Genomic DNA, 18,906 nt, shown 5'->3' with positions numbered 1-18,906 from the left:
GCTCAACGTGTCCCCTCGGAGTCTCCGGGCCCGCGTCCGGAGCCGTCGCGCCGGCGGCGCGGGCGTCCGATCGAGCCCCGGTCGTTCTTCAGAGCGCCGCTGTTCCGCTTGACCAGGGCGCTGCCGCTCTTCTTCGCCGTCGTGCTCTCCTTGACGATGCCCAGCTCTCCGGCCAGGCCCCAGAGCGCCTGCTTGACCGTGCTCTTGGCGTCCAGTTCGTGCAGGCGTCCGGAGTCGATGGACGCCTGGAGCTCCTTGAAGTTCGCGGGGACCGCCGCCGAGGCGACCCGGGTGCCGGTGATCTTCTGGATCAGCGGCGGCTGGATCTCGGTGTTGCGGGTGAAGCGGTTGACGAGGGTGACGGTCTCCTCCGCCTTGCGGATCTGGAGCCGTTCCCACATCCGTACGATGCGTTTCGCGCCGCGCACCGCGACCACGTCGGGGGTCGTGACCAGCAGGGCCACATCCGCCATCTCGATGGCCGCCGCGTTGGCGCCGTTCATCTGGCCGCCGCAGTCGATGACGACGATCTCGTAGCGGGTGCGGAGCGCGCTGACGATCTGGCGGGCCGAGCGGTCGCTGACCTCCTCGCCGCGTTCGCCCTCGCCGGGGGCGAGCAGCAGAGCGAGGCCGGTGGAGTGGGAGAACACCGCGTCGGACAGCACCCGGGGCGAGATGTCGGTGATCAGGGCCAGGTCGACGAGGGAGCGCCGGAACTGGACGTCGAGGAACGAGGCGATGTCCCCGGTCTGGAGGTCCATGTCCACCAGCGCCACCGTGTTGCCGGACGCCTGGGCGGCCAGGGCGAGTTGGATGGCGGTGACGGTCGCACCGACGCCGCCCTTGGCGCCGGTGACCGTGACCACCGTGCCGCCGGGGCCGGTGAAGACGTCGTTCCCGGAGATGAGGTGCCGGCGTACTCCGGCGGACCACTGGGCGGCCGCCTGGACGCGGTTGGCCAGTTCCTCGTAGCTCAGCGGCAGGGTGACCAGACCGCGGGCGCCGGAGTCCATCGCGTCGGCGAAGAGGCTCGGGCTGGCGTCCGCGGTGATCATGACGACGCCGACCGAGGGGAACCTCAGCGACACCTCCCGGATCAGCTCCAGGGCGGGCACCGGGCCGATCCGCTCGTGGACCAGCACCACCTCGGGCAGCTCGTCGAGCGCTTCGCCCGCGAGCCGGGCCAGCGTGTCGATGAGCTGGGTGGAGTCGCCGACGGGGGTGGCCGGTTCGGCGTCGGGCAGCTGGCTCAGCAGAGTGGTGACGGAGCGGGCCGCGTCGAGGTCACCGACGGCGGGGAGGATTCTGGTCGTCATCCCATCCTCACTTGTCCTTGTCGAGCGTGTAGGTGCGGTCCCCCGGACGGATGGTGCCGTCGCTGCCCGGGGCGACGAGCGCGAGGCGCACGTGCTCCGCGAAGGACTCGGCGTAGGCGACGCGCTGGGTGTCCAGCGTGTTCAGGGCGAAGGTGATCGGCACGGCCTCGGTCGCCCGGCTGCCCCGGTCGTCCGCGCTCGGGTCCAGGGCGGTGAGTTCGCCGACGTCCAGCACCTTGGCGTTGGCGACGATGACCTTGGACTGGGCCGCGTCGCCCTGCTGCTCGCCGGCGAACGTGGCGTAGATGTTGACCGTCGCGCCCGGTGTGATCTTGCCCGCGACGCCGGTGGAGGCGTCGATCATGATGGCGATCTCCTGCTCACCGGCCCGGAGTTCGGGCTTGCGGACCATCATGTCCGACTGGAGCAGGGAGCCTCGGCGGAGCTCGGTGACCGCGATCTTCGACTCGACCTCCCGCAGGTCGGTCACGGCGTTCTCCGAGAGCCAGCGTTTGGGCATCTTGATCTTCTCGAACTGGCCGCTGTTCAGGGCGGTGTACGGGGCCACGTTGGATTTCAGCTGGTACGCCGTCACCTCGGGTCCGACCTTCGAGTTGACGTCGCTGATCACCGAGAGCACGCCGGCGAAGGCCGCGAAGGCACACAGGACCGACAGGAGCAGGAGTATCACGCCGCGGCGCTGGCGGGAGTTCATGGTCCGGACAACCTCGTTCGAATCGGATGCGTGGGACGGACAGCGGACAGAGGGAGCGGTGCGGTGAAGCGGTGGAGCGGTGGAGCGGTGCGGTGGAGCCGTGCAGTGCGGAACGGTGCGGTGGAGCCGTGCGATGCGATGCGGTGGAGCCGTGCCGTGCGGGTGGTGCCGGGTGCGGTTCGGTTACGCGCTTACATCTGCGGTGTCGCGCCGCTGCGGGGCCGGCGGTTCACGGGGTGGGGACGCCTCGTGCGGAGAGGAGCGGGGAGGAGCGGAGAGGTGCGGGGAGGAGCGGATCGTACGGGGAGAAGCGGTCGCGCTAGGGGCCCGGCGATTCGTCGGCCCCGTGGTGGAGGACACCGGCGGGGAGCATCCGGTTCTCCGGGGACGCGAGTGGTGCGGAACAGAATGCGCAGCGGTCGCCGATGAGTTCCATGGCGCACCAGTGGCACTTTTCCCGGCGTACGGAGGAGACCAGCTGGTAGAGCACGGAGAGGTCCGGGAGATGGGCGGCGAACTCCACCAGCTTTCCCGTCCCCCACCAACGCGGTGAGTCGGCCGGGACAGCGGTGTCGTGAATGGCCTGGACCTTCCAGGCGGGCGCGAGGGTCTCCTGTACCCAGTCCGACTGCAGATTCCCTTTGGCCACCAGAAGATGCGTACCAAAATCCGGCCCCGCCAGCGGTTCGGCGGTCGGGCCCACTTTCACCAGCTGCGCCTCGGGTCCGGCGAGCACGGCGAACTGCGACCCGGGGACCCAGGACTTGGCGTGGCTCTTGAGGCTGACCGGGACCCGGTCGAGCCGGGCCACGGAGTTGAGGAGGGCGCCCGCGTAGATGTAGTGCGAGAGCAGCCGGGCGGCGGAGGCGACCACCCCGGGGCTGAAGTCGCAGATGGACAACTGCCGTAGCTGGCGCACCAGTACGGCGACGCCGAGGGGCGGGAGATCCACCTTGACCAGGGCGATCCGGTCGCTCTCCAGCACCGAGCGGATGGAGTGGAGGCGGCGCTCGTGCTCGGGCCGGATGCCCGAGGGATAGAGGGCGATCACATACCCGTGCTGTTCGAGCAGCAGGTGCATGTCGCCGATGGCCAGCTCCAGCACCTGGGCCTCGGGGGCCTGGAGCAGCGCGGCGGTCGGCGTCTGCTGATCGGTCGGCGGCAGCACCAGGTCTGCGCTCGTCACTGCTATTGCGGTCGGCACGCTCTCCCCGTTTCGGCTCCGGTCGACGTGGGGACGCCGACCGCAATCGCTACCTGCTCCGTGCTCCTGCCCCAGCACTTTAGCCACGTCTCACCAGGCAGAGAACAGTTATCGGAGACCAGTACGCCACCATGCGAACACCGTTCCTACGGGCCCCGGGTGCTAAACGGGATGAAATCGATTCCGCCCAACTCGGCTTTCACTGCGGAGCGTTACCGAAGCCCGCGTCCGGTTTTCGATCACGTATCCATTCGCGCACGTCAGCCCGGATTCCGAGGCGTCCGGCCCCCTTTTCGTAAGGGCGTTTCCGTGACCGGCCGAAGATCTCCCACAAGATCACTCGTGCGGGGGGCGGCGTGCGGCCGCGAGGTCGTTCCGGGGCGGGAAATCCCCGCTCCGGCACCCCCGTACGGGGGTGACCGCGCCCCCTCGCGCCCGCCCCGCGGACCATCTTTCACTACCAGAGGTCTTGACAACTTGATTGGTCTGGACCAGTTTATGCGCACCGCCCTTCCCCGCCAGCCCCACCAACTCCCCCCGGAGGAACCAGTGGAACGCTCCGCAGGCAGCAGTCGCAGAAGGCGTCGTCGTTCCCGGCCCGTGCTCGGCGGCACCATGGCCGTCATCGCGGCCGCCGCCCTGACCGTCACCGGACTCGTCAGCACCGCCCAGGCCGCCGACGTCAACAACGCCAAGAACGCGGGCTTCGAGTCGGGGCTCGCCAACTGGACCTGCGACGGGAACAGCGGCGCCGTCGTCTCCAGCCCCGTGCACGGCGGTACGTCCGCGCTGAAGGCCACCCCGGCCGGCCAGGACAACGCCAGGTGTTCGCAGTCGGTCAAGGTGAAGCCCAACTCGACGTACGCGCTCAGTTCCTGGGTGCAGGGCGGCTACGCCTACCTCGGCGTGAGCGGCACCGGAACGACCGACGTCTCCACCTGGACCCCGGGCTCCACCACCTGGGCCAAGCTGTCCACCAGCTTCAAGACCGGCGCGGACACCACCTCGGTGACCGTCTACACCCACGGCTGGTACGGGCAGGACGCCTACTTCGCCGACGACTTCGAGGTGACGGGCCCCGACGGCGGGGGCGGCGGCGAGGAGCCGGGCCCGGTCATTCCGGCGGCCCCCGGCGGCCTCGCGGCGGGCACCACGACCACGTCCTCCGTCGCCCTGTCCTGGAACGCGGTCTCCGGCGCAACCGGGTACACGGTGTACCGGGACGGCACGAAGGCCACCACCTCCACCGGAACCTCGGCGACCGTCACGGGCCTGTCCGCGGACACCGCCTACGCGTTCTCGGTGAGCGCCACCAACGCGGCCGGCGAGTCGGTCAAGTCGGCCGCCGTCAGCGCCCGTACGGCCAAGCAGGGTACGGGCCCCGGCCCCGGGACCACCGTGCCGAAGCACGCGGTGACCGGCTACTGGCAGAACTTCAACAACGGTGCGGCCGTCCAGAAGCTCAGTGACGTCCCGGCCGACTACGACATCATCGCGGTCTCCTTCGCGGACGCCACGCCGACGCAGGGCGCGGTGACCTTCAACCTGGACACCGCCGGGCTGAACGGCTACACCGACGCCCAGTTCCGCTCGGACATCACGGCCAAGCAGGCGGCCGGCAAGAACGTCATCATCTCGATCGGCGGCGAACTGGGCACGGTCCGGGTCGACAACGACGCCTCCGCCACCGCGTTCGCCGACTCGGTGTACGCGCTGATGCAGGACTACGGCTTCAACGGGGTCGACATCGACCTGGAGAACGGCCTCAACGCCACCTACATGACGAAGGCGCTGCGCCAGCTGTCGGCAAAGGCGGGCAGCGACCTGGTGATCACGATGGCCCCGCAGACCATCGACATGCAGTCGACGTCGGGCGAGTACTTCAAGACGGCGCTCAACGTCAAGGACATCCTGACCGTCGTCAACATGCAGTACTACAACAGCGGTTCGATGCTCGGCTGCGACGGCAAGGTCTACTCGCAGGGCTCGGTGGACTTCCTCACCGCACTCGCCTGCATCCAGCTGGAGGGCGGCCTCGACCCGTCCCAGGTCGGCATCGGCGTCCCCGCCTCCACCCGCGGCGCGGGCAGCGGCTATGTCGCCCCGTCGATCGTGAACGCGGCGCTGGACTGCCTGACCAAGGGCACCAACTGCGGTTCGTTCAAGCCGTCGAAGACCTACCCGTCGCTGCGCGGCGCGATGACCTGGTCGACGAACTGGGACGCGACGGCCGGGTTCGCCTGGTCGAAGGCGGTCGGCCCGCACGTCCGCAGCCTGCCGTAACTCGCTGACTCCGTGGCTCCGTAGCTCCGTAACCCGCATCGGCCCACGATGCTCCGAACCTGCAGCGCCGCCGCTCCCCCGGCGGCGCTGCGGTGTTCCGGCCACCAGCTACCAGCTGCCAGCTACCAGGGCAGTTCGCGCACCTGCTGGACGCACAGCACCACGAACAGCAGCCCGGACAGGGCGAGCATCCCGTTGCTGAGCCACCCGTTGCGCCATTCCCCCGGCGTACGGGAGGAGTTGAGCAGCCAGATCAGGGTCACGGCCAGGAACGGCATGAAGAACGCGCCGAGCACCCCGTACGCGATGACCAGGCCGAAGGGCTCGTCCAGCCAGAGCAGGGTCATCGGCGGGAAGGTCAGCCACAGGAGGTACGCGCGGAACGGCAGCGACCGCTGCTGGCGGTCGGCGACGGCCGGCCCCGCATGTTCCTCGGCCTCTGCCGCACCCGCCGCCGGGGGCCGGAACCGCTCCACGAAGTCGGCGAACATCAGGCTGACCCCGTGCCAGACGCCGATCAGCGACGAGAACGACGTGACGAAGAAGCCCACCAGGAAGAGCTTGGCGGTGCCCGCGCCGAAGCGGTCCTCCAGCACCTTGCCCAGGTCGATCAGCCCGCGGTCGCCGGAGGTGAGGGCGACCTGCGAGGCGTGCAGCAGCTCGGCGCCGACGATGAGCATCGCCACGACGAAGATCCCGGTGGTGATGTAGGCGACCCGGTTGTCGAGCCGCATCACCTTCATCCAGGAGGAGTTGCTCCAGCCCTTGGCGTTGACCCAGTACCCGTACGCGGCCATGGTGATCGTGCCGCCGACGCCGCCGATCAGCCCGAGGGTGTAGAGGAGCGAGCCGTCCGGGAGCACGGGCACCAGCCCGGCGAAGGAGGCCCCGACGTCCGGCACGACACGGGCGGCCACGTACACGACCACCACGAACATGATGCCGATCAGGACCGTCATGACCTTCTCGAAGACGGCGTACCGGTTGAACCAGACGAAGGCCAGCCCGATCAGCCCGGTCACGATCGCCCAGAACTTCAGCCCGGGACCGTCCGGGAACAGCGCCACGATGGGCAGGGCGCTGGAGGACATGGCCGTCGCGCCGTAGATGAAGCCCCAGATCACGACGTAGATCGCGAAGTAGACCGTGGTCCACGGGCCCAGGCTGCGCCAGCCGTCGAAGAGTGTGCGGCCGGTCGCCAGGTGCCAGCGGCCGGCCGCCTCGGCGAGCGAGATCTTGACGACGCAGCCGATCACCGCCGCCCACATCAGGGTGTATCCGAACTTGCTGCCCGCGATCAGCGTCGCGACCAGGTCGCCGGCCCCGACCCCGGTCGCCGCGACGACGATGCCGGGGCCGATGTACTTCCAGCTGGACTTACGTGGTCGGGAGGCCGGCTCCCCTGTCCCTGTGGTTGCGCTTGTCTCCGCCATGCCGATCAAGGAAGCGCAATCGGCCTGGCGGCACAAGGGGGTGTGCGGGGAATCGGTGGCCCGCCGGAGTGGGACGTCCCGGTGTGTGCCGGTTCGCTAGATCACCAGGCTGAGCAGCGCCGCGACGACGAAGCCCGCGACCGACAGGACCGTCTCCAGGACCGTCCAGGACTTCAGGGTGTCGCGCTCGCTGATACCGAAGTACTTCGACACCATCCAGAAGCCGCCGTCATTCACGTGCGAGGCGAAGATCGAGCCCGCCGAGATCGCCATGATGATCAGTGCGAGGTGGGCCTGGGACAGGTCCTGGCCCTCGACCAGCGGGACCACGATCCCGGCCGTCGTGACGATCGCGACGGTGGCCGAGCCCTGGGCCACGCGCAGGACGACCGAGATCAGCCAGGCGAGCAGGATGACCGGCAGGCCGACGTCGTTGAAGGTGTCGGCCAGCGCGTCCGCGATGCCGCTGCCCTTGAGGACCGCGCCGAAGATGCCGCCCGCGCCGACCACCAGCAGGATGTTGCCGACGGGCTTGAGCGAGGACGTGGAGACCGTTTCCAGGGACTTGCGGGACCAGCCGCGGCGGATGCCCAGCAGGTAGTACGCGAGGAACAGGGCGATCGTCAGGGCGACGAACGGGTTGCCGAAGAACTCGATGACCGAGCGGAGCGTGGAGGGATCCAGGGCGATGGAGGAGAACGTCGCGGCGAGGATCAGGATCAGCGGGGTGCCGATGATCGAGAGGACGGTGACGAGCGGGACCGGCCTCTCGTGCGGGGTGACCCCGGCGGCGCGCTGTTCGGCGGCGACGGCGGCCTTGGCCTCCTCGGCTGCCTCCACCATGTCCTGCGGTACGTCGACGAAGATCCGCTTGCCGATCCAGGCGGCGTACACCCAGGCGGCGATGACGGACGGGATGCCGACGACGACGCCCATCAGGATGACCCAGCCGAGCGACACGTTGAAGAGTCCGGCGGCGGCCACCGGGCCCGGGTGCGGCGGCAGGAACGCGTGGGTCATCGACAGGCCCGCCAGCAGCGGCATCGCATAGAGCAGGATCGATTTGCCGGAGCGCTTGGCCGCGGCGTACACGATCGGCGCGAGAACGAAGATGCCGACGTCGAAGAAGACCGGGATACCGAAGACGAGGCCCGTCATCCCCATCGCGAGCGGGGCGCGCTTCTCACCGAAGGCGTTCAGCAGCCGGGCGCTCAACACCTCGGCGCCGCCGGACACTTCGAGGATCGCGCCGAGCATCGTGCCGAGCCCGATGATGATCGCGACATGGCCGAGGATGCCGCCCATGCCGGATTCGATGACCGAGACTGCGGCGGATTTCTGCACGGTGCCGAAGAGTTCGGTGACCGAGAGCCCGGCGCCGAGGCCGACGGCTATGGAGACCGCGAGCAGGGCGACGAACGGCTGGAGCCTGACCTTGATGATCAGGAAGAGCAGGAGCGCGATGCCGAGGACGGCGACGGTCAGCAGACCGGCGGTGCCGTCGATCAGGAGGAGCAGACCACCTGTGTGCGGTGGTGTCTCGACCGGCGGCGGGGTGGCGGCGAGCAGCATGGGGACTCCGGTGGTGCTGGAGGGCAGGGGGGAGCGCGGCACGGCGCCCCCGGGGGGTGGGGCGCCGTGCCGTACGGCGTACTGCGGGAGTGGTTCTGCGTGTGGAGCAAAGGATCAGAGGGGAGAGGGCCCGACGGTCGGGGGGACAGGGACCGTCAGCTCAGCACCGCGAGGGCGTCGATCTCGATGAGCAGGCCCTTGGGCAGGCCGACGTAGACGGTCGTGCGGGCCGAGGGGGCTTCCTTGAGGTTCTGCTCGGCGAAGTAGGTGTTGTAGATCTCGTTCATCTCCGCGAAGTGGTCCACGTCCGTGAGGTAGACGCGCATCATCATCACGTCGTCCCAGCTCGCGCCGCCCTCCTCCAGGATCGCCTTGACGTTGGCGAAGGTCTGGAGGGTCTGCTCGCGCAGGGTGGGGCCGGCCGGGGTCGGGGCCTGGCCCTCCACGGCGGGGAGGAAGCCGACCTGGCCGGCGACCTGGAGGATGTTCCCCTTCTTCACGCCGTGCGAGAACTTCGCGGGCGGCGTGGTGTGGGTGGAGGGGGTGAGGGCGGTCTTCTCGGTCATGGCTGATCAGGCTTTCTTGGGTTGGGTGGTGCCGGAGTACTCCCGGCTGATGGTCTCGGCGGTGCGCCGGACCAGCGGGAGCAGGGTGAGGAGTTCCTCGGCCGTGACGACCACATTGGGTGCGGACACCGACATGGCCGCGACGACCCGCCCGTCCGCGCCGCGGATGGGGGCGCCGATGCAGTTGATGGACTCCTCGTGGCCACCGAGGTCGGTGGCCCAGCCCTGTTCGCGCACGACGCCGAGCTCCTTGAGGAAGGCGGCGGCGTTGGGCGTCGAACGGGACGTGTACATGGGGTAGTCGAGCTTCTCGGCGATGACGCGCCGCTCGGGCTCGGTGAGGTCGGCCAGCAGCAGCTTGGCCACGGCCGCGACGGTGATCGCGACGGGCTTGCCGATCCGGGAGTACATCCGGACCGGGTAGCGGCTCTCGACCTTGTCGATGTAGAGGACTTCCTGCTCCTCGTACACGGCGAGGTGCACGGTGTGCCCGCACCGGTCGTTGAGCGCGACCAGGTGGGAGTGGGCGATCTCGCGTACGTCGAGGTTCTCGACGGCCTCCTGCGCGAGCGCGAAGAGCCGGGCGCCGAGGCGGTAGCGCTGGTCCTCCTGGCGGTAGACGAGGCCGTGCTCGTGGAGCGTACGCAGCAGGCGCAGCGCCGTGGACTTGTGGACGCCGAGCCGCTCGGCGACCTGGCCGAGGTCGGCGGGTCCCTGGGCGAGCAGCGGCAGGATGCTCAGTGCCCGGTCGACGGTCTGACTCATGGCGTACGTACCTCCTCGGGGGCCCGGTCGGCTGCGGTCCAGCCGGGGCCGAGACGAAGTCTCCCCCAGGCGTCGTCGTCGAGGGCGGCGAGCCGGTCGGCGTGGTCGCGGGCGGGCGGGTCGGTGAGGTCGCCGGGGACGGTGAGGACGGCGGCGGCCATGAGATGCCCGTGCCGGACCCGGTCGCGCACGGGCAGGCCGCGCAGGGTGGCGGAGAGGAACCCGGCGGCGAAGGCGTCGCCCGCCCCGACTGCGGCGACGACGTCGACCCGGAGGGCGGGGACGACGGTGACGGTATCGGCAGAATCAGCCCCTCCGGCGTTTGAGGAGCGGGGTCCGGGGCGGAGCCCCGAGGCGAACACCGTCGCGCCCGCGCTCCCCCGCTTCACGACCAGCACGGAAGGCTCCGGAACCGCCGCCCGGATCGCCTCCGCGCCCACGATCCCCCACGCCTCCTCCGCCTCGTCCTCCCCCACGAACACCAGGTCGGACCGGCGCGCCAGCTCCAGCAGCACCGACGCGTCCGCGTCGCCGCCCCGCCACAGATGCGGCCGGTGGTTCACGTCGAAGGACACCAGCGGCCGCCCGGGACGCGGAGCCGTCAGCTCCCGCAGCAGCGCCAGGCAGTCGGCCGACAGCGCCGCCGTGATCCCGGACAGATGCAGGATCCGGCCCGCGAGCAGGTCCTCGTACGGCACGTTCGACGGGGACATCGCGGACGCCGCCGACCCGGCCCGGTAGTACGCGACCTCGTGCGTGTCGGTCCCGCGGTCCGTGGCCGTACGGAAGTAGATGCCGGTGGGCCGGACCGGATCCCGGCGGACCGCCGACGTGTCGACCCCGTATCCCGCGATCGTCTCGACGAGGTGGTCGCCGAAGCCGTCCGCGCCGACCCGGCCGACCCAGGCCGCCCGGTGACCGGCGGCGGCGAGCGCGCAGGCCACGTTGGACTCGGCTCCGCCGATCCCGCGCCCGAAGGAGGGCACGTCGGCGAGGCGGCCGGGCTGCGAGGGCAGGAACGTCACCATGGACTCACCGAGACAGACGGCATCGGTGGCCGTGGCGGCGGCGGCCGTCCCTGCTGCGGGTCCGGACACTGAGGGCTCCTCGCTGATCGGCGTGCGGGCCGGTGGTCACCATTGACCGGGCATCGGCTCGGATGTTAGACAGCGTTGAGCGATATACGCAATGGGTGTTGCATATGTTGCAACGAACCTCGAGGAGCTCCCCTTGGCAGCCGAACGCCCCACCGGCCACACGCCCGCCCCCGCGCCTTCCGCCCCCGGCGTCTCCCCCGCGTCCCTGGCGTCCGGCCTCGCCGACGAACGCGTCGACCACCGCTTCAAGGCCCTGCCGCCGGACGCGGCGGGCCTGACCGTCGGGGCCCTGGCCGCCGAGCGGCGCAACCTCTTCACCGGCGGGTTCACCACCCCCGTCCTCGCCCTCTCCGCCGAGTCGGTCGCGCACAACCTCGACCTCCTGGAGACGTACGCCGAGCGCCACGGCCTCGCGTTCGCCCCGCACGGCAAGACGTCCATGGCGCCGCAGCTCTTCGTCGACCAGCTCAAGCGCGGCGCGTGGGGCATCACCGCCGCCGTGCCGCACCAGGCGCGGGTCTACCGGGCGTACGGGATCGGGCACATCTTCCTCGCCAACGAGCTGGTCGACGCGGTCGCCCTGCGCTGGCTGGCCGGCGAGATGACGGCCGACCCGGCGTTCCGCTTCGTCTGTTACGTCGACTCCGTGCGCGGTGTCGAGCTGATGGAGGAGGCCCTGAGCGCGGCGGGCGCCACCCGTCCGGTCGACGTGGTCGTGGAGCTGGGCGCGGGCGAGGGCGCGCGCACCGGGGCCCGTACGGAGGCCGACTGCGCGGCGGTGGCCGACGCGGTGGCGGCGGCCGGGTCGCTGCGGCTGGTGGGTGTCGCCGGGTACGAGGGCGAGGTGCCGGACGCCGACCCGGAGCGCGTACGGGCGTGGCTGCGGCGGCTCGTCGGGCTCGCGGCCTCCTTCGACGGCGAGAAGAGGTTCGCCGCAGCCGACGAGATCGTCATCAGCGCGGGCGGCAGCGCCTGGTTCGACGCGGTCGCGGACGTCTTCGCCGAGATCCCCGAACTGAGCCTGCCCGTGCTGAAGTTGCTGCGTTCCGGCGCGTACGTCTCGCACGACGACGGGCACTACAAGCACCTCACCCCGTTCAACCGCGTCCCCGAGGAAGGCGCCCTTGAGCCCGCCTTCCGGCTCTGGGCGCAGGTCGTCTCCCGCCCCTCCGGTGAGCAGGCGTTCCTGAACGCGGGGAAGCGGGACGCGGCGTACGACCTCGATCTGCCCGAGGCGCAGGTGATCCGCTCCGGCCGGGACGGCTCGGTCCGGCCCGCCGCCGGGGTCACGGTCACCGGCCTCTCCGACCAGCACACCTGGGTGCGCACGGAGGCGGGCGCGGAGCTGGAGGTGGGCGACTGGGTCGGCATGGGCCTCTCGCACCCGTGCACCAGCTTCGACAAGTGGCAGCTGATCCCGCTGGTCACGGCGGACGGCACGGTCACCGACTACATCCGCACGTTCTTCTAGAGCCGCCGAGCCGTACGGCTTTCACCCTCCGAAAGGTGACCCATGGACCTGGTCCTGCGTGACGCGCTGGTCGTCGACGGCACCGGCGCACCCGCCTACCGCGCCGATGTGGCCCTCGACGGCGGCCGCATAGCCGAGATCCACCCCGAGGGCTCCCCCGGCCCCCGCCCCACCGCCACCCGCACCGTGGACGCGGACGGTCTCGCGCTCGCCCCCGGTTTCATCGACATGCACGCCCACAGCGACCTGGCGCTGCTGCGCGACCCGGACCACAGCGCGAAGGCGGCGCAGGGCGTCACCCTCGAAGTGCTGGGCCAGGACGGGCTGTCGTACGCCCCGGCCGACGACCGCACCCTGGCCGAGGTCCGCCGTTCCATCACCGGCTGGAACGGCGACGGGAGCGACATCGACTTCGACTGGCGCACCGTCGGCGGCTATCTGGACCGCCTCGACCGGAACTTCGGCGGCCAGGGCATCGCCGTCAACGCCGCCTACCTCATCCCGCAGGGCACGGTCCGGATGTACGCGGTGGGCTGGGACGACCGGCCCGCCACCGCCGCCGAACTGGCCCGGATGAAGGAGCTGGTGGACCAGGGCATGCGCGAGGGCGCGGTCGGGATGTCGTCGGGCCTCACCTACACCCCCGGCATGTACGCGGACGACGCCGAACTCACCGAGCTGTGCCGGGTGGTGGCCTCCCACGGCGGCTACTACTGCCCGCACCACCGCAGTTACGGGGCCGGAGCGCTCGAAGCCTACGAGGAGATGGTGCAGCTCACCCGGAACGCCGGCTGCGCCCTGCATCTCGCCCACGCCACCATGAACTTCGGCGTGAACAAGGGCAGAGCGCCGGATCTTCTCGCCCTGCTCGACGGCGCGCTCGCCGCCGGGGCCGACATCTCGCTCGACACCTACCCGTACACCCCCGGCTGCACCACGCTGGTGGCCATGCTGCCGAGCTGGGCGAGCGAGGGCGGACCGGAGTCGATCCTCACCCGGCTCGCGGACGCGGAGAGCACGGAGAAGATCCGGCACCACCTGGAGGTGCTGGGCTCGGACGGCTGCCACGGGGTGCCGATCGAGTGGGACACCATCGAGATCAGCGGTGTGAGCACGCCCCATCTGGCGGAGTACGTGGGCCGTACGGTGGCGGATTCGGCGGCGGCGCGGGGCGAGGAGCCCTGGGTGACCGCGCGCCGGCTGCTCACGGAGGACCGGCTCGGGACGACGATCCTCCAGCACGTGGGCCACGAGGAGAACGTCCAGCAGATCATGCGCCACCCGGTGCACACCGGCGGCAGCGACGGCATCCTCCAGGGCGACAAGCCGCACCCGAGGGCGTACGGCACGTTCCCGCAGTATCTGGGGCGGTACGCACGGGAGTTGGACATCCTCTCGCTGGAGGAGTGCGTCGCCCATCTGACCTCGCGCCCGGCCACCCGGCTACGACTGGCGGACCGGGGGCTGGTGCGCGAGGGCTACCGCGCGGACCTGGTGCTGTTCGACCCGGAGACGGTGGCGGCGGGCTCCACGTTCGAGGAGCCGCGCGCGCTCCCGGTCGGCATCCCGCATGTGCTGATCGACGGCCGGTTCGTCATCGAGGACGGCAGGCGGACCTCGGTGCTGGCGGGCCGGGCGGTCCGGGGGTCCGGAGCCGCCTGAGGCTCCTTACGAAGCGTCCGCCGCGCGTTCCGCCGCCCAGGCGAGGTCCTCCTCCGTGGGGGCGTCGTCCTGGGTGAGCGCGCGTCGCCAGTAGCCGCTGAACTCGACGGCCGCCCTGGGCAGTTTCCGGTCCTCGACCAGATGGCGGCGGAGCGCCCGGACGGCGGAGGCCTCGCCCGCCACCCAGGCCGCGGCCACCCCGTCGAGGTCCGGCCCGGCCTCCCGCACCGCCGCCACCAGCGAGCCGCCCCGGTCCCGGTGCACCCAGTGGACCTCGGCCCCTCCGGCGGCGGACGGCAGCTCCCGCTCCTCCGCCGCGTCCGCGATCTCGGCGTACACCACGGCCCCGGTCCCGGCGGGCAGCGCCTCCAGGAGCGTGGCGATGGCCGGGAGCGCCGTCTCGTCCCCGGCGAGCAGCATCCGCCGGGCGGCGGGCAGCGGACGGGCGTAGAGGGAGGACGGGCCGACCATGCCGAGGACGTCACCGACCCGGGCCACCGCGCCCCAGCGGGACGCGGGGCCGCCGCCCCCTCCCGTGCCTCCGTGCAGCACGAAGTCGACGGCCATCACATTGCGCGCGCGATCGTAGGAGCGGACCGTGAAGCCGCGCATCCAGGGCCGTTCCGCCTCCGGGATCGCCAGGTAGGCCTCGTACCAGCGCATGCCGTACGGGTCGTCCGCGTCCCGCTCCGGCAGCCGGGGCACGGTCTGCCCGGGGCGCGGCAGACAGAGCTTCATCTGCTGGTCGGGGCGGTCCTCCAGGAGGCCGGGCAGTTCATCGGCGGTGAAGCCGATCCTGGCCGTCCCGGGGGTGATCCGCTCGACGTCCGTGACCCGCACATAGGTGACCGGCAGTGCCTGACCCATCGCGTCCGACCTCTCTCCCACATGACCGCTGATGACCGCCGATGACCACTGATAGCTTACGGCGTAATGAATTACCCGCCGGACGTTACTTTACGCCGTAAGGAGTCGCAAGTGGTGGTCTTTGCCGGGCAGGGCGACGCCCGCCGCTCCCTCTCCCTGCTCTGGCGCGCGGAGGTCGCCGCCCCGACGCGCGGCGGCCCCGGGCCCAAGCCCCGGCTGAGCGTGGACGCCATCGTGGCAGCGGCCGTCGCGGTCGCGGACGAGGAGGGCATGGCGGCCCTGTCGATGCGGGCGGTCGGCGACCGGCTGGGCCGGACCGCGATGGCGCTGTACACCCACGTCCCGGGCAAGAGCGAGCTGCTGGACCTGATGTACGACGCGGTCCACGCCGAACTCCCCTCCGGCTACCCGGAGTCGGACTCGGACGACTGGCGGGCGGCGCTCACCGCCTGGGCCGGGGAGGTCCTGGAGTTCTACGTCCGGCACCCCTGGGTGCTCCAGGTCTCGCAGGTGCGGCCGGTGCTGGGGCCGCACGAGTACGCGGGCCTGGACACGCTGGTCGTCCTGCTGCGGGCGACCGGCCTCGACGCGAAGGTGCTGCGGCGACTGGTGGGGACCCTGTTCCCGTTCGTACGGGGCTCGGCGCAGGCGGTCGCGGACGCGCGGCTGGCCGCGGCGGCGACCGGGAGTTCCGACGAGGAGTGGTGGGCGGCGCGCTCGGCGGCCCTGCTGGAGCTGGTCCCCGACTTCGCGGAGCGCTTTCCCGCCGTGAGCCGGCTGGAGGCGGACGGGCCGGTGGACCCCTACCCGGAGCCGGGGCCGGGGCCGGGGCCGGGGCCGGGGCCGGGGCCGGGGCCGGAGCACGATCCCGGACCGGAGGACAACGGCGATCCGATGCCGTATCCGGAGCGGGAGGCGCGCGAGACGTTCCGGGTGGGGCTCGGGGTGCTGCTGGACGGGATCGGGGCGGCGGTGACGGTGCGGGAAGGAACGCGGGAGGCAAAGTGAGCGCGCGCCCGGCGGGCCCGAGGTTGCTCAGGACCGCCCGGCGCGCGCCCGGGATCACCTACGACTGACCGCTACGGCTTGGGCAGCGCGCAGCCCTCACGGTCCAGGTCGATCTTGTTGCCGGTCCCGATGCACGGGACCATGTTGTACGTCTGCTGGGCGTAGTTGATGCCCTCACGGACGGTCACCTCGCCGTTCTCGTCGACCTCGCACGGGTTGTTGTCCGTGCACTCCTGGCCGTTCTCGTTCCCGGTGTTGTTGACGGCGACCACCTTGCCGGTGGCGTCGTCGATCACCGGCGAGCCGGACGTACCGCCGATGGTCTGGCACTCCGGGGTGTAGCGGACCGAGTCCTTCCAGGTCCACCGGCCTTCCTTGAGCTGGTGGACGAAGCCGTCGATGTCGCAGCTGTAGGTGCGCTTCCAGTAGCCGGAGGCGACCGTGATGGCGGTGCCCGCCACCGGGTGGGCGGTCTCCAGCTCCAGCGCCTGGATCCCGTAGCTGTCCTCGATCTGCTCGTAGGTGCTGGTGAGTTCGTAGAGCGAGAGATCGGTGTCGGTCATGGTGCCGTACGCGATCTTGCTCGCCTTCAGGGTGCCGAGATCGCCGCCCGAGGCGTCGAGCAGGGTGAACGTCCGGGAGGACGGCTGATCGATGACGACCTCGCCGGGGCCCGGGAAGCCGGACTCCATGCAGTGCCCGTTGGAGAGCACGAGGGCGGGGTCGGTGGGCTCGGAGTCGGGCGAACGGACGACGGAGCCCGAACAGTTGCTGAGCGCGACGGTTCCGGCGAAGGTCACGGCCTTCGCGGCGGGGTCGGCCTTGGGCGCGGCTTCCTGTATCTGCGGTGCGGGCTCGGCTGCGGCGACGGGCGCGGCACCCGCTCCCAGGAGCAGGGCAGCGAGAAACGCACCGACGAGAGGCTTGTTCATGTGGGGGGTCCCCTCCAGTGATGCCAAGGGCCGGAGATCTTCCGGCTATTGACATGCGCATGTTGGCGCAGATGTCTGGCCATCACAAGGGGTCAATTCCGGACGCGGCTACGACAGGCTCCGGGACTGCCCGTGCCCCAGCCCCACCACCACCTCGGAAGCGGACCCGGACGCGGACCCGGAAGCAGCCCCGGAAGCGGCCCTTGTACGGGACTCCGACCCGTACTCCGGCCCGTACTCCGGCCCGGGTCCGTGGGCGTCCTCCGGACAGGAGCAGGCCCCGCCGCGACAGACGTGGTCGCGCCCCCACTGCCCCAGCGGTTCCAGCGCGGCGTTCAGCGAGAGGCCCAGCGGGGTGAGCGAATACTCCACGCGCGGCGGCACTTCGGCATACACCTCGCGGTGCACGATGCCGTCGTCCTCCAGCTCCTTGAGATGGGAGCTGAGGACCTTTTCGGTCACCCCGGTCACGGCACGGCGCAGCTCACCGAACCGGCAGGTCCGCTCGTTGAGCGCCCACAGGATGAGCACCTTCCACTTGCCGCCGACCACGTCCATCGCCGCGTCGATCCCGCAGACGAAAGCCCCCGGCCTCCGTACGATCCGTGTCATCGTCCGTCCCTCCCCCACCTGGTCGCTAACCACGAGGTAACCACCCACTCCATAGTGCGTACTTGTTGCCTCCGGCGCCGTCGACCAGCCTAATCGGCATGTCCGACAACACCTTTGCTTCCGCCCGGCCCGCCCCTCCGACCCCTCTCACCCTGCTCGGCCTCGGCGCGATGGGCGCCGCGCTCGCCCGCACCTGGCTCGCCGCCGGGCACCCCCTGACCGTCTGGAACCGCAGCCCCGGCCGGAGCGCCGAACTCGCCGCCGCCGGTGCGCGGGTGGCCGCCACGGCGGCCGAGGCGGTGGCCGCGAGCCCGCTCGTCGTCACCTGCCTCCTGGACGACGCCTCGGTCCGCGAGGCGCTGGCCGATGCCGACCTCACCGGCAAGGACCTGGTCGACCTCACCACCTCCACCCCCGCCGAGTCGCGCACCCGCGCGGTCTGGGCGAACGAACGCGGCGCCCGCTTCCTGGACGGCGGGATCATGGCCATTCCGCCGATGGTCGGTGTGCCGGAGGCCGGCGGCTATGTCTTCTACAGCGGTACCCGCGAGGTCTTCGACGCCCACCAGGAGGTGCTGTCCGTTCCCGTCGGCACCCGGTACGTCGGCGCCGACCCGGGGTTCGCCGCACTCCACGACGTGGCGCTGCTCAGCGCGATGAACGCCATGTTCGCCGGGGCCCGGCACGCGGCCGCGCTGGTCGCGAACTCGGGGGTCGACGAGAAGGAGTTCGGCGCGCTGGTGGCCGGCTGGCTCACGGCGATGGCCCCGGCGACAGCGGCGTACGCGGGCGGCCCGATGCCCGACGACCCGACCAGCGCGGCCGTGGCGGAGGCGGGGGACGCGACGCTGCTCCGTACGGCTCAGGAACAGGGCGTCGACACGGCCCTGCTGATCGCGTCGACGGGCTCGATGAACGGGATGTGACGGGCCCCGGCCGTACGTGCGGCGGGGCCCCAACCGTACGACGGGACCTGCCGCGTCAGGCTTCCGCCGCCGCGGCCTCCTTCGCGTACGTCATCGCCTGGCGCAGCGACAGACCGGGTTCGGCCTCTCGCAGGATCTTGATGGCCGGCACGGAGTCCGCCGGGCCCTCGTGCCCGGCGGCGGCGAGGTGGTGCCGTACCCACCGGCCGCGCAGCTCCGCGTCCGAGGACACGGCGGATTCCTCGGCCAGGGCAAGGGCGCGCTCCAGGCCGGGGCGCTCGGCGTCCGTGGCGGTCGCCAGCGCACTCCGGATCCCGGCGACGACATCGGGTGCGTCGCGGAGGACGAGTACGGCGAGGGGCTGGGGCTTCCGGAACAGGCTCATGGGGCCACCCTTCCCCGGCCGGCCCGGCTCTCACCGAAGTTGAGCAAGATCTGAGCCGCGCCGCCCGCCCCCGCCCGGTGCGCCCATCCCCC

17 protein-coding genes are annotated in these 18,906 nt (G+C 71.2%); 5 read left to right on the top strand and 12 right to left on the bottom strand.

Annotated features, from left to right (window positions below; translation table 11 throughout):
- Nucleotides 1–2 precede the first annotated feature (2 nt).
- From ACIQPT_RS23715 to ACIQPT_RS23705, 3 genes are all read right to left on the bottom strand, one after another.
- Complete coding sequence (locus tag ACIQPT_RS23715) at nucleotides 3–1,316, bottom strand: CpaE family protein (protein WP_401158173.1); 1,314 nt, start codon at nucleotides 1,314–1,316, stop codon at nucleotides 3–5.
- Between the two features lie 7 nt (nucleotides 1,317–1,323).
- On the bottom strand, nucleotides 1,324–2,031 hold the full coding sequence (cpaB, locus tag ACIQPT_RS23710) for a Flp pilus assembly protein CpaB (protein WP_401158171.1): 708 nt from the start codon (nucleotides 2,029–2,031) through the stop codon (nucleotides 1,324–1,326).
- Between the two features lie 319 nt (nucleotides 2,032–2,350).
- Nucleotides 2,351–3,217, bottom strand: a complete 867-nt coding sequence (locus ACIQPT_RS23705; protein ID WP_401158169.1) for a hypothetical protein — start codon at nucleotides 3,215–3,217, stop codon at nucleotides 2,351–2,353.
- Between the two features lie 567 nt (nucleotides 3,218–3,784).
- On the opposite strand from ACIQPT_RS23705, the gene ACIQPT_RS23700 reads away from it, so the two are divergent.
- Nucleotides 3,785–5,518 carry a chitinase gene (locus ACIQPT_RS23700; protein ID WP_401158167.1) on the top strand — a complete coding sequence of 578 codons (1,734 nt, stop codon included), beginning with the start codon at nucleotides 3,785–3,787 and terminating at the stop codon, nucleotides 5,516–5,518.
- 122 nt (nucleotides 5,519–5,640) lie between these two features.
- Here the strand turns inward: ACIQPT_RS23700 and ACIQPT_RS23695 are convergent, their stop codons facing one another.
- The 5 genes from ACIQPT_RS23695 to ACIQPT_RS23675 all read right to left on the bottom strand — a co-directional run bounded on the left by ACIQPT_RS23695 (nucleotide 5,641) and on the right by ACIQPT_RS23675 (nucleotide 10,951).
- Nucleotides 5,641–6,951, bottom strand: a complete 1,311-nt coding sequence (locus ACIQPT_RS23695) for an Nramp family divalent metal transporter (protein ID WP_401158164.1) — start codon at nucleotides 6,949–6,951, stop codon at nucleotides 5,641–5,643.
- A gap of 96 nt (nucleotides 6,952–7,047) precedes the next feature.
- Nucleotides 7,048–8,523 carry a GntP family permease gene (locus ACIQPT_RS23690; protein WP_401158230.1) on the bottom strand — a complete coding sequence of 492 codons (1,476 nt, stop codon included), beginning with the start codon at nucleotides 8,521–8,523 and terminating at the stop codon, nucleotides 7,048–7,050.
- Between the two features lie 155 nt (nucleotides 8,524–8,678).
- Nucleotides 8,679–9,089, bottom strand: a complete 411-nt coding sequence (locus ACIQPT_RS23685) for a RidA family protein (RefSeq protein WP_103509953.1) — start codon at nucleotides 9,087–9,089, stop codon at nucleotides 8,679–8,681.
- A gap of 6 nt (nucleotides 9,090–9,095) precedes the next feature.
- Nucleotides 9,096–9,854 (bottom strand): IclR family transcriptional regulator, encoded by a 759-nt coding sequence (locus tag ACIQPT_RS23680; RefSeq protein ID WP_401158162.1) that lies wholly within the window; start codon nucleotides 9,852–9,854, stop codon nucleotides 9,096–9,098.
- Entirely contained in the window at nucleotides 9,851–10,951 is a 1,101-nt protein-coding gene (locus ACIQPT_RS23675; RefSeq protein WP_401158160.1) for a sugar kinase, read from the bottom strand. Before ACIQPT_RS23675 ends, ACIQPT_RS23680 begins: the two co-directional genes overlap by 4 nt.
- A gap of 133 nt (nucleotides 10,952–11,084) precedes the next feature.
- Between ACIQPT_RS23675 and ACIQPT_RS23670 the strand changes: the two genes are divergently transcribed.
- Complete coding sequence (locus ACIQPT_RS23670; RefSeq protein WP_401158157.1) at nucleotides 11,085–12,422, top strand: alanine racemase; 1,338 nt, start codon at nucleotides 11,085–11,087, stop codon at nucleotides 12,420–12,422.
- A 42-nt stretch (nucleotides 12,423–12,464) separates the two neighbouring features.
- On the top strand, nucleotides 12,465–14,084 hold the full coding sequence (locus ACIQPT_RS23665; RefSeq protein ID WP_401158155.1) for an amidohydrolase family protein: 1,620 nt from the start codon (nucleotides 12,465–12,467) through the stop codon (nucleotides 14,082–14,084).
- 6 nt (nucleotides 14,085–14,090) lie between these two features.
- Here the strand turns inward: ACIQPT_RS23665 and ACIQPT_RS23660 are convergent, their stop codons facing one another.
- Nucleotides 14,091–14,951, bottom strand: coding sequence for a siderophore-interacting protein (locus tag ACIQPT_RS23660; RefSeq protein WP_401158153.1), 861 nt, complete (start codon nucleotides 14,949–14,951; stop codon nucleotides 14,091–14,093).
- 111 nt (nucleotides 14,952–15,062) lie between these two features.
- Here ACIQPT_RS23660 and ACIQPT_RS23655 point away from each other — a divergent pair, with 111 nt between their 5' ends.
- Nucleotides 15,063–15,959, top strand: a complete 897-nt coding sequence (locus ACIQPT_RS23655; RefSeq protein ID WP_401158151.1) for a TetR/AcrR family transcriptional regulator — start codon at nucleotides 15,063–15,065, stop codon at nucleotides 15,957–15,959.
- A gap of 71 nt (nucleotides 15,960–16,030) precedes the next feature.
- Here the strand turns inward: ACIQPT_RS23655 and ACIQPT_RS23650 are convergent, their stop codons facing one another.
- The gene (locus tag ACIQPT_RS23650) at nucleotides 16,031–16,891 is read right to left on the bottom strand and encodes a serine protease (RefSeq protein ID WP_401158149.1); all 861 of its coding nucleotides are present in this window, start codon (nucleotides 16,889–16,891) and stop codon (nucleotides 16,031–16,033) included.
- Between the two features lie 108 nt (nucleotides 16,892–16,999).
- Nucleotides 17,000–17,503, bottom strand: a complete 504-nt coding sequence (locus ACIQPT_RS23645) for a winged helix-turn-helix transcriptional regulator (protein WP_401158147.1) — start codon at nucleotides 17,501–17,503, stop codon at nucleotides 17,000–17,002.
- Between the two features lie 98 nt (nucleotides 17,504–17,601).
- Here ACIQPT_RS23645 and ACIQPT_RS23640 point away from each other — a divergent pair, with 98 nt between their 5' ends.
- Nucleotides 17,602–18,429: an NAD(P)-dependent oxidoreductase gene (locus tag ACIQPT_RS23640; protein WP_401158145.1), complete on the top strand. Its 828-nt coding sequence runs from the start codon at nucleotides 17,602–17,604 to the stop codon at nucleotides 18,427–18,429.
- Nucleotides 18,430–18,484: 55 nt separating this feature from the next.
- Here the strand turns inward: ACIQPT_RS23640 and ACIQPT_RS23635 are convergent, their stop codons facing one another.
- Nucleotides 18,485–18,814 (bottom strand): hypothetical protein, encoded by a 330-nt coding sequence (locus ACIQPT_RS23635; protein ID WP_401158143.1) that lies wholly within the window; start codon nucleotides 18,812–18,814, stop codon nucleotides 18,485–18,487.
- Between the last annotated feature and the right edge of the window lie 92 nt (nucleotides 18,815–18,906).

It is taken from the genome of Streptomyces sp. NPDC091289 (assembly GCF_044757365.1).
Taxonomy (GTDB): Bacteria; Actinomycetota; Actinomycetes; order Streptomycetales; family Streptomycetaceae; genus Streptomyces.
The sequence above is the reverse complement of the archived record's forward strand: the minus strand, read 5'-3'. Positions and strand labels throughout refer to the sequence as shown.

Bases quoted from the DNA above. Each gene is read 5' to 3' on its own strand.
- cpaB (WP_401158171.1), bottom strand. From the start codon at position 2,031: ATGAACTCCCGCCAGCGCCGCGGCGTGATACTCCTGCTCCTGTCGGTC.
- ACIQPT_RS23665 (WP_401158155.1), top strand. From the start codon at position 12,465: ATGGACCTGGTCCTGCGTGACGCGCTGGTCGTCGACGGCACCGGCGCA.
- ACIQPT_RS23640 (WP_401158145.1), top strand. From the start codon at position 17,602: ATGTCCGACAACACCTTTGCTTCCGCCCGGCCCGCCCCTCCGACCCCT.
- ACIQPT_RS23690 (WP_401158230.1), bottom strand. From the start codon at position 8,523: ATGCTGCTCGCCGCCACCCCGCCGCCGGTCGAGACACCACCGCACACA.
- ACIQPT_RS23645 (WP_401158147.1), bottom strand. From the start codon at position 17,503: ATGACACGGATCGTACGGAGGCCGGGGGCTTTCGTCTGCGGGATCGAC.
- ACIQPT_RS23635 (WP_401158143.1), bottom strand. From the start codon at position 18,814: ATGAGCCTGTTCCGGAAGCCCCAGCCCCTCGCCGTACTCGTCCTCCGC.
- ACIQPT_RS23650 (WP_401158149.1), bottom strand. From the start codon at position 16,891: ATGAACAAGCCTCTCGTCGGTGCGTTTCTCGCTGCCCTGCTCCTGGGA.
- ACIQPT_RS23685 (WP_103509953.1), bottom strand. From the start codon at position 9,089: ATGACCGAGAAGACCGCCCTCACCCCCTCCACCCACACCACGCCGCCC.
- ACIQPT_RS23680 (WP_401158162.1), bottom strand. From the start codon at position 9,854: ATGAGTCAGACCGTCGACCGGGCACTGAGCATCCTGCCGCTGCTCGCC.
- ACIQPT_RS23695 (WP_401158164.1), bottom strand. From the start codon at position 6,951: ATGGCGGAGACAAGCGCAACCACAGGGACAGGGGAGCCGGCCTCCCGA.
- ACIQPT_RS23715 (WP_401158173.1), bottom strand. From the start codon at position 1,316: ATGACGACCAGAATCCTCCCCGCCGTCGGTGACCTCGACGCGGCCCGC.
- ACIQPT_RS23660 (WP_401158153.1), bottom strand. From the start codon at position 14,951: ATGGGTCAGGCACTGCCGGTCACCTATGTGCGGGTCACGGACGTCGAG.